Source organism: Pseudomonas syringae (genome assembly GCF_002157375.1).
Classification (GTDB): Bacteria; Pseudomonadota; Gammaproteobacteria; order Pseudomonadales; family Pseudomonadaceae; genus Aquipseudomonas; species Aquipseudomonas syringae_T.
Genome location: NZ_MTSA01000005.1, coordinates 347570 through 363137, shown reverse-complemented (window position 1 = coordinate 363137; position 15568 = coordinate 347570). Strand labels below are relative to the sequence as shown.

Sequence of the window (15568 nt, the reverse complement as noted above, 5' to 3'; positions counted from 1 at the left end):
CGGTAACGGCGGAAGTGAAGACCAATAAGCGGCGAGTGATCGAGTATTTCCTGAGTCCGTTACAGCAGCATGCGTCGGAGAGTTTCAGGGAAAGGTAGTACGTGGAAAAAAACGGATCAATAACAGCAACTCAAGGCGGTGACTCTCTCATGGGCGATACAACGGCAACTATTATCAACGGACAAAGTGGCGACGATTGGCTTTATGGCACGTCGGGTAATGACATCCTGGATGGCGGCGCGGGCAACGACAGTTTGTCTGGCCGTTCTGGCAATGACACCTATCTGTTCTACCGGGGCATGGGGCAGGACACGGTCACCGATTTCGACTGGACCGTCGGTAATGTCGATACCATCAAGGTGGCTGCCGATATTGCACCCGCCGATGTGGCTGTCAGCCGTGATGGCATCTACTTGTATCTCTCGATAAAGGGAACGACTGACAAAATGTCGGTTACCTTCTTCAACAAAATCAATTATCAGGTGGAGCGTGTGGAGTTTGCCGACGGGACGGTATGGGATATCGATACCCTGAAAACCATGACTCGTGGTGTGGCCAGTGATGGGGCTGATACGTTGTACGGCGATGTCGGGGTCGATGTACTCGATGGCCTTAATGGCAACGACAAGTTGTACGGCGAGGAAGGCAACGACGTGTTGAACGGAGGGGGCGGTAACGACTGGTTGTATGGAGGTGCAGACAACGACGCCCTGAGTGGCGGTACAGGCGATGATTCACTGAGCGGTGATGCGGGCGATGACGTCCTGGACGGCGGCGCCGGTAATGACTCTTTGTCGGGAGGTACGGGTAATGACACTTATCTGTTCTACAGGGGGATGGGGCAGGACACGATCAATGAGTACGATACGACCGCAGGTAACGTCGATACCATCAAAGTGGCTGCCGACATCGCGCCTGACGATGTTGTTGTAAAGCAAGAGCGCTCGGATCTCTACCTCTTCATCAAGGGCACGACTGACTGGGTGAAGATTTACAGCTATACCGACCCCGGTGCTCAGATTGAGCGAGTCGAATTCGCTGACGGGACCGTCTGGTCTCCCACTGACCTCAAACGTTTTTCACAGGTGGCGGCCAGTGAGGGGGCAGACACGCTGTATGGAGACGAAACCAGTCAGCAGATCGACGGGTTGGGGGGGAATGATGAGATTTATGGTCTTGCCGGCAACGATGTGCTTCTGGGCGGCGCGGGCGATGACATGCTTGATGGCGGAGTGGGGCTCGACACGCTGGACGGTGGCGCTGGCAATGATTGGCTTTATGGCGGCTCCGGCAATGACACCTATCTGTTCCAGCGGGGCGGCGGTCAGGATGTGATCTTTGATCGTGACTGGACCACCGGCAATATCGACACGATCAAACTGGCGCCAGGTATTGTTTCAACCGATATCAAGGCCTCGCGAGCAGGGGACAATCTTGAACTGGCGATTATCGGTACTGCAGACAAGATAACGGTTCGCGACTGGTTTTATTCTGCCGACTCGCAGGTTGAACAGGTTCAGTTTGCGGATGGCACGCTATGGGACGTGGCGACCCTGAAAGCCATGGTCAAAGGCGTCGCAAGTGAAGGCAACGACGTCCTGCAAGGGGAGGAGTCCGTCGCTGATACCCTGAATGGATTGGGTGGGGACGATACACTTTACGGTTTGTCGGGTAATGACACGCTCAATGGCGGAGCCGGCAAAGACATACTTTACGGTGGCGCAGGTGCGGACACCCTTGACGGTGGTGCCGGTAACGACACCCTCTACGGTAACGCTGGCAACGACACCTATCTTTTCTATCGTGGTGCCGGGCAGGACTGGATCAGTGATTACGACAATGCTGCAGGCAATCTGGATGTCATCAAGATCGCCGACAGTCTCACACCTGCCGATATCCAGCTCAGCCGCAGTGCGTACGACCTGTATGTAGGTATCGCAGGGGCAGCCGACAAGCTGACAGTGTCTGGGTGGTTCTCCAATACGTCGAGCCAGGTCGAGCAAATTCAGTTCTCCGACGGGACAACCTGGGGGGTTGATGCGATCAGCGAAATGAGTAGCGGTACTGCTTCTCAGGGCAACGATGTGCTTTATGGTAATGATGCGCTGGCTGACGCGTTGAGTGGTCTTGATGGCGACGACGAAATTAACGGCCTGGGCGGCAATGACATGTTGTCTGGAGGAGCAGGTAACGACCAGCTTTACGGCGCTGCAGGCAACGACACTCTGATAGGCGGGACCGGCAATGATCGGCTGGACGGCGGACGGGGTAACGATCTCTATCAATTCGCGCGGGGTGACGGTCAAGACGTCATCAATGATTTTGACCCTGATGCAAACACCGATGTGCTGCAATTCGGTGCCGGCATTTCTGCCGATCAACTGTGGTTCAGCAAAAAGGGTTGGGATCTGGAAGTCGGTGTCATTGGCACTGAGGATAAAGTAACCGTGTCCACCTGGTCATTCTGGGGGGCGGGCAGTTGGGAGAAGTCTCAGCAGATCGAGCAGTTCCGCACCGCCGACGGCAAGGTTCTGATGGCCGGTCAGGTTGATCAACTGGTAGAAGCGATGGCGGCGTTTGCACCTCCTGCTGCTGGTGAACTCAAGTTGTCTGAGAGTTATCAGGCTTCGTTGAACGTGGTTATTGCCAGCAACTGGCAATAACCTTTATCCAGGCCGTTGGCACCTCAGGTGCGGCGGCCTGGAGCTTTTCTCCCTGAGTATCCGTTGCCCAGAACACTTCGGGTATCAGAACTCCTGAACAGTCGTTCTTATCTCCGCGCTCTATAAGCCTCCAGATGTGTGCAGGATCGGATCACAATGCCCCGGTCAGTCGCACCTACTACAGTATTGGTTATCAGGGTCGTGGAGACACGGCTTTCGGCCAGGCAAAACAGTCGGGCATCGCGTACAGATTCTTTCTCCAGCGACTATGAAACCCAGGAAACACTCCCATGTACACGCTATTCGGAGCCGAAAGAGCCGGCTCGGCTGCCATCGAAATGGCGCTTGAGCAATGCGCCGTTTCCTACAAACAGGTAAGTGCGTGTTCATGGGAGGAGGGGCCGGGACAAGAGGCGTTGAGGAAGGCAAATCCATTGCTGCAAGTCCCGACACTGGTCTTGCCGGATGGCAGCGTATTGACTGAAAGTGTTGCGATCCTTATTCACTTGGCGTGAAGATGCTTGAAAGACCTGCCGTACCTTCAATGAGTAAAGGGCCGAACGCTGATGAGTTCGACCCTTTTCAATGGGTGACGCCAGAATGGATTCGAACCATCGCCCCCCCAGTTGGCTGGGATGCTCTAACCGCTGAGCTACTGACGCCATGGCAGGCAAGCAACTCGATAATCGAAAACCTTAAGCGTTGCTGTGTCTGATGGCTTCATTCTCTTGGTTTCATCGCCCTGCGTATACTGACAAGAGTGACAGTGTTTATACGTATTTAGCGCTCTTTCTGGCGAAACAGCGCCTAACCCTGACTTGCAGGCGTATTGATCTGCCCCAGTATTCTCAAATAAAGGTGCATGGTCGTTCCGCTCCCCGGCAAGGTTTCCACGATGACGCCTCCGCCGGCATTGACCGCGAACTCCTGAACTTGAGCAAGCCCCAGTCCGGTGCCCAGGCCAGATGTCTTGGTGGTGAAGAAGGGTTCGAATATCTGGTCCTTGAGATCGTCAGCCACGCCGGCTCCGTCATCCGTGACGCTGAGCACCACGTAGTCGCCTTCCTGCAAGCGTGGATCATCCTTGACGGATTCAAGCCGTGTGGCGATATGCGCTTTGCCGGGGCCTGACATGGCGTCACGGGCGTTGGCCAGCAGGTTCAGCACGGCAGCGTGAAGCTGGGCTTCGACGCACAAAACGCCCCAGCCTTGGGCCGAGAGATCAAAAGACAGCTCAAGTTGGTCACCGACCGAGCGCCACAACAGGTCTCGGGCGGCTTCAAGGCGTTCACTGACATCAATGCAGATCAGTTCGGGGCCGTCCTGGCGGACACTGTTCAGCAGCCGGGTCACCAGTTGACGACCGTGATCCACGGCTTGCAGGCCGGTGTCGCTGAACGTCTCGACATCTATCGGGCGTCGCGAGCGCATACGAATCAGCTGCAAGCTGGCACTCAACGCCTGAAGCAGGTTGTTGAAGTCATGGGCGATGCTGGCCGTGAGCATGCCCAGCGACGACACCCGCTGCGAGTGACGCAGGTTGCGCTCCAGAGCCTGGCTTTGACTCTGTGCATTTTCCAGGTTCAGGGTCAGCTCTGCGGCACGCCGGTCGCGTTGCTCGTTGAGCATACGATGCTGCAATAGCGTCGCTGTCTGCCGTGCCAGTGCCAGCAGTGCAAGGCGCTGCTGTTCGGTCAGGATGCGCGGCCAGATATCGATCACGCAGACTGTGCCCAGCGCGTGGCCTTCATCGGTGCGAATCGGTGCGCCGGCATAAAACCGGATGTAAGGCGGGCCGAGAACCAGCGGGCTTTCTCTGAAGCGCGGGTCCGTGGTGGCGTCTTCCACCACCATCACGTCGGCAGGTTCCAGGATAGCGTGGGCACAGAAAGCCAGATCACGATGGGTCTCCCTGACGTCCAGACCGATGCAGGCCTTGAACCACTGACGTTCACGGTCAACCAGCGACACCAGCGCGATGGGCACGTCACATAAGGTGGTTGCTAGCAGCACGACATCGTCGAAGTCCCGCTCAGGGGCGCTGTCCAGCACGTTGAGATGTTCGAGCGACAGGACTCGATCTTCCTCTTGAACGGGAAAAGGTGCAGGACTATGGGCCATGGGGACGATCGCACTGATGACGAAATGAGACCGTATGATGCCTATGATTGACAGGCGGCAGCAAGGTACATCATCGCTCGGATACAGGTCCGCTTTGCGCTGCCTTCGAAAGCATGCCGCCAGAGCGTTTGAACCGGCTGTTCAGTGTCGTTTCAAACGATCTGTCAACGTACGGTCTTCATAATAGTTGAAGTACACCTGTAATAAGAACGTACATGCTTAGTGATTATAAGGACGGCACACACAGACTCGTTAGTTTGTAACTTATTGTGTCCAGATTGTGCCTGTTATGTCATAAACTTTCTCCCGGCGTGTGCCGTTCTGCACCCGTTCTGGCCCATCAATGTCTACTCGCTTCAGGAGCAATGCCGATGCCTGGCCCAAATGATTCAAGCCCTGCCGATCTGTTAACGGCGGGGGCCGACGATGATCGAGTCACCAGCTTGCTGTGGGGGCCTTACTGGCTGAAAGGTCCGACCGGTAATAACCTGACCTACAGTTTTCATACCGCAGACTCGGTCTACGCCACGGATTACAGTCGCTCGCAGGAGCCAGGCGACGCTTACTCGCTGACCGCCGCGCAAATGGACGCGGCAAGAAGTGCGCTGGGCGCATGGAGCGCCGTGGCGGACATCAAGTTCACCGAAGTTCAGGACACCCCTGACAACGTCGGAGACATTCGTTTTGGTGGTTTCAAAGGCCTGCAAGGGACCGAACTCGGCCAGGCCTACGCGCCGGGCACGTTAGGCCGGTCCGGTGATGTATGGATCGGTCCCGATGTCGATGCCGCAGTGCCGGCAAAGGGCACGGATGACTACCTGACGTTCATGCATGAAACGGGTCATGCACTCGGGCTGAAGCATTCGTTCGAAGAATCTCAGTACAACGATGTGCTGCTGGACGCCAAGTTCGAAGACGCCCGATACACCATCATGAGCTACACCAACAAATACAGCTTCAAGCCCACCACGCCCATGCTGCTGGATGTCGCGGCGATGCAGTTCATCTATGGCGCCAACACCCACTATCACACCGGGAACGATGTGTATAAATGGGCACCCGATCAGTCGGTATTCGAAACCATCTGGGACGCAGGCGGCAAGGACACCATCGACGCGAGCAACCAGGCAGCGTTTGTGAAGATCAACCTCAACGAGGGTGAGTTCAGCACAATCGGCAAGGCGTTCCTCGATTACAACCACACGCCTGACAGCCCGACCCTGATGAACTCGGGACTGGCGATCGCCTACGGCGCACATATCGAGAATGCAATTGGCTCCGCGTTCGACGACACACTGATCGGCAATGAACTGGCGAACGTGCTTGATGGCCGTGGCGGTCTGGACACCATGATCGGCGGTCTGGGCAATGACACCTATGTCATCGATCAGGTCGGTGAACTGGCGCTGGTGCAGGAAAAGGCCAATGAAGGCGTCGATACGCTGAAAATCACTTACGACAACACGTCCGATAAGGTCGCAGTAATTGACCTCAACGCCGGGCCGCTGGCGAACTTCGAGAACGTTCACCTGAAAGGCGAGGGTGATTTCACGCTGCTGGGCAATGACCGTAACAACACCCTTACCGGTAACGATGCCAACAACATCCTGATGGGCGGCGCCGGTAACGACAAGCTCACCGGCGGTCTGGGCGCAGACATCCTGACCGGAGGCACCGGCGCTGACCGTTTCGTGTTCAACGATCTGGCAGAAACGGGCAAAGGCCATGACAGTGACGTGATCACCGACTTCAGCAGTCAACAGGGCGACAAGCTGAGTTTTCTCAAAATGGACGCGAATATCGACACCAAGGCACTGGACGCTTTCAGCTTCATCGGCAGTGGGGAATTCACTGCGGCCGGCCAGTTACGCTTTGTCGACCATGTGCTGTCCGGCAACGTCAATGCCGACCTGCACGCCGATTTCGAGATTCAACTGGTCGGCGTGACCAGCTTCCACGCTCATGATCTGGCCGTCTGATTGCTGACTGAATGCACTGTTAACCGATGGAAAGTGCCAAGGACTGGCGCTGTTTACAGCGCGCGCCGAACCTCCTGCTGAACCCCGACACCTCTTCGCTCGCGCACTTGCGCCAGAATCTGGCGGCAAGCGAACGGGTCATTGCGCCTGCTCTTTTTATTTGAGCCCAACGGCGTCCTGTAGAAAGGCAGCGGCGGCGATCCGCTGGTTACAGTCTGCCCTGTTCGCGCAGCAGGGCACCGATTCGATCAATTTCCTGTTCGCCCTGAATGAGCGCGGCCTTGCTGGTGTGGACCGAGTAATAGCCGGTCACCAGGTCGTGCGGGTGCTTGACGGCCGAGCCCAGTACGAAGCGGGTGGGGCCTGTCGCCACGAAGTCGATGGGCCGATCCGACGCTTCGAAAACCGCCAGCTCGCTCGCATCGATGGGCCCGCCCGCGTCAAGGTGCCCGGTGTTGACGGCTAGCCAGCCAACGGTGTGGCCTGCCGGTGGTGTGTAGCGCCAGTGCTCGCCATCCTTCAGATGCACGGCCAGGTAATTCATGCCTGCCGGTGCGGGTATGCGGCTTTGAGCGTTGCCATAACGACCCAGTAGCACCTGCGCCGGACCTTCCTGCGCAATCTGTGACGCGGCCAGATAAACGCTGTGCGCGGGGCCGTTTTCCTGCGCCGCAGGCAACGCGATCCACAGTTGAAAACCGGTGATGGGCGTATCGCTTGCGGGCTGGGCGTCGTGCCATACGCCGTTTCCCGCGCTCATCCATTCCATGCCGCCGCTTGGCAGCAGCCCTGACTGACCGGTCGTGTCCTCGTAGGCAAGTTCGCCCTCGATCATGTAGGTCAAGGTTGCAATGCCCGAATGCGGGTGCATGCCAAATCCCTTTTTCCCCGGCTCGGGCTTGAAGCCGAATTGATCGAGAAACACGAAAGGCTTCAGGTGCTGACCCAGATCGCCCGGGCTCATCAGACGGGTAATGGGGCCGCCGCTTCTGCCACGGGTGCGATGGATAATGGCACGGGGCTGGATGGCAACGATGCTGTTCATGGTGCTTCCTCTTGACGTTATGCCTGAGCGCCCAGCATAAGCGACCACCGATTGACTTATTAGTCGGTATAGTTGGCTTGGACTCGTCCAAAAACAGAAGGAATAGAGGCTTGGTACCGGATCTGAATGATGTTGCTCTGTTCGTGCAGGTGGTGCGCAGCGGCAGTTTCGCGCAGGCGGCACGGCATCTGGGCATGCCTTCCAATACCGTCAGCCGCCGGGTTCAGCAACTTGAAGTGCAACTCGGCACGCGACTGTTGCAGCGTTCGACACGCAAGTTGATGCTGACCCAGGCCGGTGAGGACTTTTATGGGCGCTGCACAGAGGCCGTCGATGGTTTGATGAATGCCGCAGAGCAGCTTGTCTCGGGGCGTGAAGAACCCAGTGGCCGAGTGCGCATCGCGGCGATGGCTGATTTTTTCGATTTCTTCTCGATGGATTGGGTGGCCGACTTTCTCGCCCGATACCCGCGTGTACAGCTCGAATTCGTGCTCAGTGATGACCGCGCCGACCTGATTGCTGACCGGCTGGACATTGCCTTCAGAGGCGGCCCCTTGCAGGACTCAGGCTATGTTGGGCGTCAACTGATCGACGAAGCGCGAGACGGCATGGTTGCCAGCCCGGCGTATATCGCCAACCACGGCATGCCTGATTCGCTGGAGAGCCTTCAACAACATTATTGCGTCAGTGCCGCGCACCCAGGAGGCATTACCACCTGGCGCCTGCCAGGACCGGACGCGAAGATGCACGACGTACAGATTGCCAGTCGATTCAACGCCAACACCGCGCAAGCCTTGCGCAAGGCAGCGCTCGCGGGGCTGGGCATCGCGTTATTGCCGGCAACCCTGATTCGCTCCGATCTGCGCAATGGAACGCTGGTGCCGATACTGACGGACTACCAGCGCACCAGTCACGGCCTGCACGTGCTGTACCCCAATCGGCAACAGCTGCCCTTGGCGGTGTCGGCGTTTATCGGGATGGTGATGGAAAAGCTCGAGACCAAGGCGTTCCCTGCGCGGTGAGCCGCTTTTGCGGCACGGGCAGGTCAGTTGATCGTGTCGAGGTCATGTGGATCAGGCGAACCGTTGCGATAAAGCAGGACGCCTTGGGCAAGGCGTCCTGATTGCGGTTCAAAGGCAGCGGGAGGAAGGCTGCTGTGACCAGCTCTGAGCGGTGGCGGCAATCTTGTCCGCCAGTTTTGCCACTGCCCTCTGGTGAGCAACAATGAGATTTTCCATGCCTTCGCCCGCCTGCTCGCGAATCACGCTGCTGCACGTCAGGCTTTTTCGCTTGCTGCCAGCGATGGCACTGCCGTCGCGCAGCCCCAGCGTCCATATCACATCGATCAGCGCGTAGTTGCCGGGCATGGATTCGAAACGCCTTACATCGGTGCGGATGGAGAGAATCGGCTGATCCGCGCTCTTCGGCAGACCGGCCATGTCCCGGCTGCCGAAGCGACGTTCCAGTTGCGGGGTCAACGCATCATGAAACTCGTCGCCCAGCGGTGAAGCCCAGCGTTCGGTGTCAAGAATCGCCAGACTGCCGTTGCCTTGGCGAACCACCAGTGGCGGCTGGTCGACCTGGACCGCCATCAGCACGGGAAGCATCTCGAACTGGAAAGGCATGGGCCTGGCTGCGCTGTCAGCCTGGGTCATGGGGGCTATCAACGTGTAGTAATGGGTCTGCGTCGAGGTGCAGGCACTGATTCCCAGCGCCGCAGCCAATACCGTCAGTTTCAGGCGCAAGGTCATTGTTTTGGCTCCGGATCAATGGCTCGGGACGAAGAGGGGGCGTTGAACGAGCGTGGGGCGGCATCGCCTGTACGGCCGCGAATCAGCGACTCCGGGTGACGGCTGAGGAAGTCGGTCAGCACCCGGACCGAGCGCGCTGTGCGTTGCACCTCATCCAGCGCCTGACCCAGTTGTTGACGTGCGGGTGAATCTTCAGCAAACGAGTCGTTGGCGGTGCCCAGGGTTTTTTCAGCCTGTTGCAAGGTGCCACGCATCTGCGGCAGCACGCTGCCGTTGACTTGCTTGAGGGTCTTTTGCAGCTCGCTCAGGGTGCCATTGAGGTTGTTTGCCAATTGGTCGATCGGCAAATTACTGAGCTTCTCGACGAACGCCTGCAGTTGCTCCTGCAATTTGTCGAAGCTGCCCGGCACGGTCGGGATTTCCAGTGGGCGCGCCTTGGCGTTGAACGCGACTTTCGGCGCTTTTGGATCGAATTCCATCGCGATGTACAACTGGCCGGTCAACAGGTTGCCATTGCGTACCTGGGCACGCAGGCCGTTGGCGACAAAGGCTCCCAATACCCGTGCTGACTGTTCTTCTTCATCACCTGAGCCGCCAAGCTCTTTCAGCTTGGACTCGGCAGCGCCCAGACGCTTGGGGTAGATCACGGCGCCCACGATGCCGGGAAAGGTCTTGGTGGCCGGGTCGTAATCCAGATCCACCGACACCACTTTGCCGATATTGACGCCCAGGAAGTCCACGGCAGCATTGACCGTCAGGCCACGCAACGACTGATTGAAGCGCATGCGGATGTAACGCGGCTCGCCATCCGGCGGGGCCATCGCTGTGGTCTGATCGTCGAAGATCTTGAACTCGGCATTCTCGTCGGCCAGCTTGGAGTCCGGGCTCCAGTTAGGCTCGCGGAAGGCAATACCGCCCGAGATGATCGAGGTCAGGGATTGTGTATTGACCTTGACGCCCGATGCGCCGACCGTAATGTCCACGCCGCTGGCGTTCCAGAAGCGGGTATCGGTGGTGATGTACTGATCGTTGGGTGCATTGATGAAGATCTGCACGTCGACCCCGCGACCGTCCTTGGACAGATCATAGGCAACGACCTGGCCCACCTGAATGCGTCGATAGTAAATCGGAGAGCCGATGTCCAGCGACCCGAGGTCGTCGGTGTGCAGGATGAAGCGCTTGCCTTTTTCGCCGAACGTGACCGGCGGCGGTGTTTCCAGGCCGGTGAAGCTGGTCTTGGTTTCCTCGGAACTGCCGGCGTCGGCACCGATGAACGCACCGGACAGCAAGGTATCGACGCCCGATACACCGTGCGCGCCGATACGCGGCCGCACCACCCAGTACTGGCTGTCGATACGGGTGAACGGCGTGGCGCTGGTATTCAGCTCGATGGTGGCCAGCACGTGAGTGCGGTCTTCGCTGAGGCTGATGTCCGTGACCATGCCAATGACCACGTTCTTGTATTTGACCTGAGTCTTGTTGGCCTCCAGGCCCTCTGCAGTAAGGAAGCTCACGGTGATTTTCGGCCCGATATTCATCCAGTCATGGAAGGCCATCGACACACCGATGATCGCCGCAATGATCGGCACCAGCCAGATCAGCGAGACGCGCAGGCGACGACGTTTGACTTCAGGCCTTGGCACTGAAGCAGACGGGGGGAGGGTATTGTCAGACATCTTCAACCTCTGCGTCCCAGATAAGCCGGGGATCGAAACTCATGGCGGCGAACATCGTCATCACCACTACCAAGCCAAAAAACAGAATACCGATTCGCGGTTCGATGGTGCTGAGCTCGCGAAACTGAACAAGAGACGCCACAAGGGCGACAACCAGCACATCAAGCATTGACCAGTAACCGATCAGCTCAATGAACCGATAAAGCCGCGCACGCTCGCGCATGGCCCAGGTGCTGCGACGCTGACACGTGATCAGCAACATGGCCAGCACCAGAAACTTGATGCAGGGCACCAGCACGCTGGCGACAAAGATCAGGATGGCAATGTCCCAGGAGCCGCTTTCAAAAAACTCGATCACACCGCTCATGATGGTGCTTTCGCTGCGGTTGCCCAGCAGGTTGGTGTACATCACCGGCAGTATGTTGGCCGGAACATAGAAAATCAGCGCAGCAATCAGATAAGCCCAGGTGCGGGTGATGCTGTTGGGCTTGCGCCGATGCACCGGAGAATCACAGCGTGGGCAACGCGTGGCGTCCTCCTGGCAAGCGTAGCCGCAGGTATGGCACAGGCAGAGCTTGTGTTCGTGGGCGAAGGGAATGCCGTTCACTCAGGTTGCACTCCCAGTTCATCCCACAACCGTCGGATATCCTTGTTGGCTATCAGCAGAATCAGCACCATCAGCATGGCCATCGCCCACAGGCCGACGCCCGGGTGTACGTCGAGCATTCCGGATAACTTGATGATCGCGACCAGAATGCCAAGCATGCACACCTCCAGCATGCTCCACGGCCGCAAGTGCTCCAGCGCACGCATGCAGGTCTTGAAACCAGGCGCAATGACGCCTCTGTGCGCATGCACCAGCACCCAGAACAGCAGGACGATCTGCAACAGCGGGGCAAAAATGATCGACAGGCCGGCGACCAGCGCAATGAGGGTAATCCGCCCCTGCGCCAGCGCCTCGACCGACTGCCAGAGGGTGACCTCGTTGGTCAGGCCCTTCATGCTGATACTGATCACGGGAAAGAAATTGGCGAATATGAAAAACATGGCGGCGGCGAGGGTCAGGGCCAGCAATTGCTCAATGGTCATTCGTTGACCGCGACCGAGCAGTGCTTCGCAGCGAAGGCAGAACGCGGCTTCGCCAGGTTTCAGCGGCTGGGCTTCGTACAGCGAGTCGCAATGCTCGCAGATGATCAGACCGTGTGAGTGTTCAGTTGGATGCTCAGTGCTCATCGACGCCATTGATGCAGAGGTAAGGGGTGAGAATGCGAGGCACGAAAAGATACCTCGATAATGGCATTGTGGAACGTTTTTTTGTAGACCCGCGGTTACGTTCCCGCACGGATCATTGACCGTTGCCGTACCCACTGGTTCAGTTATAAACGCGCCATTATTATCATGGGCAAGCAATGATGGCCAATTTGCTTGCTCTTCATGTCGTTCACGCGCAGCAGGGCCGGTATCGAGGCCGGTCTGCCTAGAGCTTGCCGGGTTTGACGCGCTGTTTGAGAAACCCCAGCAACTGGCGGGCGGACTCGGGTACGTTGTGTTCGTCAAAGGTCAGGCAAATTTCCCCTGCCTTGTCTTCGATGGTGATTTCATACTGATTCAGATCACGCGCCTCTTCATTGAACGCGCTGCTTGACTGATCCAGGCCGCTGTCACCCACCAGCCGCTGCAACTGCTCGGCCTCTGAGGGAGCAAGCGTTTCAGTATCCACTTCACAACGTTTTACCGCGCCCGCAAAACCGCCGGATTGCACTAGACAGACCTTCATTTCCTGCACCTTTCTGGTTAAACCTTGACCCCGACCTCTTTCCAGGCCGCCTGTACGGCTTTTTTGGCGTTTGGACCAAAGCGCGGGTCACCGGCGATTTTTAGACTGGTCTTGGCACAATCGACAAATTGACTGTCTGATTTGAGCGCCAGCATCGTTTCATACCAGATTCTGCCTGCCACTTCCCAGGCATTTCCGCCGAGCGCCTTGGCCGCCAGCACGAACGCCCGGTTCGGGATGCCGGAGTTGATATGAACACCGCCCCGATCCTTTGCACCGGTGTAAAGGTCCGCCATTGTGGACGGCTGCGGGTCATCGCCCAGATCGGGATCGTTGGAGTACGCCGTGCCGGGCTTTTCCATGTCGCGAATGCCCCTGCGCGTCGGCGCGGGCACCAGCAACTCCTTGCCGACCACCCAGTCCGATTCGGCAGCGCTGGTGCCTTCTTTCCACTGGCGTACCAGCATGCCGAAAACGTCGGCAAAATGCTCATTCAGGGCACCTGACTGACCGCGATAGTCCAGGTTCGACGTAAAACTCTGCACGCCGTGGGTCAACTCGTGACCTATGACTTCGAGGCTGCCGGTGAAACGCTTGAAGACCAGATCGTCACCATCGCCATAGGCCATCTGGCTGCCGTTCCAGTAAGCATTGCTCAACGGCACATGGTCGCCATCGAAATCCACCTCGGCGACGTGGACAGTCGAGACCAGCGACATGCCGCTGTCGTCCAGCGAATTGCGCTCAAACAACTCCGCATAGAAATCGTACACATCGCCCGAGCCGTCGTAGGCCTCGTCGACGGCCTTGTCGCCAGTCGACGCCTGGCCTTCGGTACGGACCACCGCGCCGGGAAGGTCGTCAGTGCCTTTGGCGTCATGAATCTCGCGATGCTTTCTGCCATCAGGCGACCTGATGGCGTGCATGGAGGGCATGGTTCGGGCGGTCAGGCGGGAGGCGAGGAACGCCGAGCTACTTGTGAGGTTGGCAATGGCCCGGGCACTGACCAGGGTCTTGGGGGACCGCGCCATACGCTCCAGCATATAAGGCGGAATGAAACAATGCAGCGGGTTTCGGTCGCACATGATGAACTCCTGTACTAATGCACCGATGGCAGCAGGCCACCGATCAACATGGTCGCAGGAGGTTTGACACCTTATGTCTCATTTATATGCAAAGAAATATCCGATTACATGATTGCTCATGCCAAAAAAAGCTGTCCGGTTCGCGAGGTCCAGACGGGCCGGGCCTTTGGCAGCAAAGGGGTGGCATGCGACACCTCGACACAGTCGCTCAACAGGGGCTGCGGGAATGCTAGACTCGCGCCACTTCAGACGAGGAGCAGACTCACGTGCGCAAGACGGTAATGATAATGGCGGTACTGGCTCTGGCAGGATGCGATGCAGGCAGCGCGCGTGCGCCAGCTAAAGAAAAAGCCCAGAACACGGCAGTGACTGCTCCGGTTTCCGCGCCGCAATGGTTTATCCAGATGAATTCGCGAGAAGCGGTGAGCGACACCAGCGCCTGGCTGCTCGAACGCAGCTACGCGCCGATCATTGTGGACATAAGCGGTAAACAGCAATTGTTGATCGGACCTTATGAAAGCCAGGCCCAGGCTGAAGAACAGCGTGTCGCGCTACAGGCCAAGGTGAGCAAATCCCACCGCTTCGCTGAGCCTTCAGTGGTGCAGTACACGCGTTAACAGGCGTCATGCACAGGTCATAACCCCTATGTGTGTAAGCGTCAGCAAAACGGGCCTGCAATCAGGCCCGTTTTTCATGTTGCTACGGCGCGTTTTATTACGGTGCGTCGATCAACGACGACCCAGCAACAGCCCGACCACCAGGCCAAAGCCCGCAGAAATGGCGACGGTCTGCCACGGATGGCCACCGATGTAAGTCTCGGTTGCTTCCACGACTGGCTTGGTACGGTCACGTACGCTGGCCATCGAATCCAGTGCCTGCTTCAGCTTGACGCTCAGCTGTTCGCGCAGTGTTTCTGCTTCTTCGCCTACCAGTGCGGCACTTTCCTTGAGCAGCTTGTCGGATTCTTCGATCAATGCCTGCAGATCACTGAAGGCCTGATCCTTGATCTGATCGGCGTTGTATTGAGCGGAGGTCTTGCGAGCCATGGCTTTTTTCCTTTCAGTTGATGGCGATAGTGATCAATGGAGTCTCGCGTATCCTGAAAAGTTGCAAATGCTTGAATGACCCGACGCAAGACTCTGCAAGTGGAGCCCGTTACGGGTGTAAGATGCAGCCGTTTTTAGCCGTAGGTGACTGTCATGAGCTTCAATCTGGCCAATCGGCCGCTCCCTGAACGTACCGCTCTGGAAGACGAAAAATCCCGTTTGTTCGACCTCTGGCAGAGCAATCTGGGAAAAGCCAAGAGTGAGGCCGCACGTCTGATGGGCGAGCGGGCCAAGCGCAAGGGCAAATGGTCTGAATGGGTGCGTTCCGAGCTGGACACTATGAGCCCCCCGGAATACGCCAACATGGTTCGCAGTGAAGTGAATCGTCTGATGGCTGCCACACGGTAGCCGAGCAAAGGAAGATG

Annotated in this window: 14 protein-coding genes, 1 tRNA gene and 3 pseudogenes; 8 read left to right on the top strand and 10 right to left on the bottom strand. The window is 57.7% G+C overall.

Features of this window, described 5'->3' with window-relative positions:
- From BW686_RS27655 to BW686_RS08700, 3 genes and pseudogenes are all read left to right on the top strand, one after another.
- Nucleotides 1-98, top strand: a pseudogene (locus BW686_RS27655) (DUF5625 family protein); the annotation flags it as partial.
- Nucleotides 99-149: 51 nt separating this feature from the next.
- Complete coding sequence (locus BW686_RS08705) at nt 150-2663, top strand: calcium-binding protein (RefSeq protein ID WP_084915924.1); 2514 nt, start codon at nt 150-152, stop codon at nt 2661-2663.
- Nucleotides 2664-2953: 290 nt separating this feature from the next.
- Nucleotides 2954-3172: pseudogene (locus tag BW686_RS08700) on the top strand (glutathione S-transferase N-terminal domain-containing protein); the annotation flags it as partial.
- Nucleotides 3173-3253: 81 nt separating this feature from the next.
- Here BW686_RS08700 and BW686_RS08695 read toward each other — a convergent pair.
- Nucleotides 3254-3326: transfer RNA gene (locus tag BW686_RS08695), tRNA-Trp, on the bottom strand.
- A 144-nt stretch (nt 3327-3470) separates the two neighbouring features.
- Entirely contained in the window at nt 3471-4784 is a 1314-nt protein-coding gene (locus BW686_RS08690) for a sensor histidine kinase (protein ID WP_084915923.1), read from the bottom strand.
- 371 nt (nt 4785-5155) lie between these two features.
- Between BW686_RS08690 and BW686_RS08685 the strand changes: the two genes are divergently transcribed.
- Both BW686_RS08685 and BW686_RS26955 read left to right on the top strand, forming a co-directional pair.
- A complete protein-coding gene (locus BW686_RS08685) occupies nt 5156-6763 on the top strand; it encodes a M10 family metallopeptidase (RefSeq protein WP_084915922.1) in 1608 nt (535 codons plus the stop codon).
- Between the two features lie 50 nt (nt 6764-6813).
- A pseudogene (locus tag BW686_RS26955) lies at nt 6814-6927 on the top strand (oxidoreductase); the annotation flags it as partial.
- Between the two features lie 44 nt (nt 6928-6971).
- Here BW686_RS26955 and BW686_RS08680 read toward each other — a convergent pair.
- Nucleotides 6972-7808 carry a pirin family protein gene (locus tag BW686_RS08680; protein ID WP_084915921.1) on the bottom strand — a complete coding sequence of 279 codons (837 nt, stop codon included), beginning with the start codon at nt 7806-7808 and terminating at the stop codon, nt 6972-6974.
- Nucleotides 7809-7918: 110 nt separating this feature from the next.
- Here BW686_RS08680 and BW686_RS08675 point away from each other — a divergent pair, with 110 nt between their 5' ends.
- The gene (locus BW686_RS08675; protein ID WP_084915920.1) at nt 7919-8830 is read left to right on the top strand and encodes a LysR family transcriptional regulator; all 912 of its coding nucleotides are present in this window, start codon (nt 7919-7921) and stop codon (nt 8828-8830) included.
- A 108-nt stretch (nt 8831-8938) separates the two neighbouring features.
- On the opposite strand, the gene BW686_RS08670 is transcribed toward BW686_RS08675, so the two are convergent.
- The 6 genes from BW686_RS08670 to BW686_RS08645 form a co-directional block, all read right to left on the bottom strand.
- The gene (locus BW686_RS08670; RefSeq protein ID WP_084915919.1) at nt 8939-9559 is read right to left on the bottom strand and encodes a PqiC family protein; all 621 of its coding nucleotides are present in this window, start codon (nt 9557-9559) and stop codon (nt 8939-8941) included.
- Nucleotides 9556-11235: a PqiB family protein gene (locus BW686_RS08665; RefSeq protein ID WP_084915918.1), complete on the bottom strand. Its 1680-nt coding sequence runs from the start codon at nt 11233-11235 to the stop codon at nt 9556-9558. The genes BW686_RS08670 and BW686_RS08665 overlap by 4 nt, the downstream gene beginning before the upstream one ends.
- Complete coding sequence (locus BW686_RS08660; RefSeq protein ID WP_084915917.1) at nt 11228-11842, bottom strand: paraquat-inducible protein A; 615 nt, start codon at nt 11840-11842, stop codon at nt 11228-11230. Before BW686_RS08660 ends, BW686_RS08665 begins: the two co-directional genes overlap by 8 nt.
- The gene (locus BW686_RS08655; RefSeq protein ID WP_179149206.1) at nt 11839-12468 is read right to left on the bottom strand and encodes a paraquat-inducible protein A; all 630 of its coding nucleotides are present in this window, start codon (nt 12466-12468) and stop codon (nt 11839-11841) included. The genes BW686_RS08660 and BW686_RS08655 overlap by 4 nt, the downstream gene beginning before the upstream one ends.
- Nucleotides 12469-12712: 244 nt before the next feature.
- The gene (locus tag BW686_RS08650) at nt 12713-13012 is read right to left on the bottom strand and encodes a protealysin inhibitor emfourin (RefSeq protein ID WP_084915915.1); all 300 of its coding nucleotides are present in this window, start codon (nt 13010-13012) and stop codon (nt 12713-12715) included.
- A gap of 17 nt (nt 13013-13029) precedes the next feature.
- On the bottom strand, nt 13030-14097 hold the full coding sequence (locus tag BW686_RS08645; protein WP_084915914.1) for a M4 family metallopeptidase: 1068 nt from the start codon (nt 14095-14097) through the stop codon (nt 13030-13032).
- A 266-nt stretch (nt 14098-14363) separates the two neighbouring features.
- Here BW686_RS08645 and BW686_RS08640 point away from each other — a divergent pair, with 266 nt between their 5' ends.
- On the top strand, nt 14364-14714 hold the full coding sequence (locus tag BW686_RS08640) for a hypothetical protein (protein WP_179149205.1): 351 nt from the start codon (nt 14364-14366) through the stop codon (nt 14712-14714).
- Between the two features lie 111 nt (nt 14715-14825).
- On the opposite strand, the gene BW686_RS08635 is transcribed toward BW686_RS08640, so the two are convergent.
- Entirely contained in the window at nt 14826-15143 is a 318-nt protein-coding gene (locus BW686_RS08635) for a DUF883 family protein (RefSeq protein ID WP_005894051.1), read from the bottom strand.
- A 153-nt stretch (nt 15144-15296) separates the two neighbouring features.
- On the opposite strand from BW686_RS08635, the gene BW686_RS08630 reads away from it, so the two are divergent.
- Nucleotides 15297-15551 (top strand): hypothetical protein, encoded by a 255-nt coding sequence (locus BW686_RS08630; protein ID WP_084915912.1) that lies wholly within the window; start codon nt 15297-15299, stop codon nt 15549-15551.
- The last annotated feature ends 17 nt before the right edge of the window (nt 15552-15568 follow it).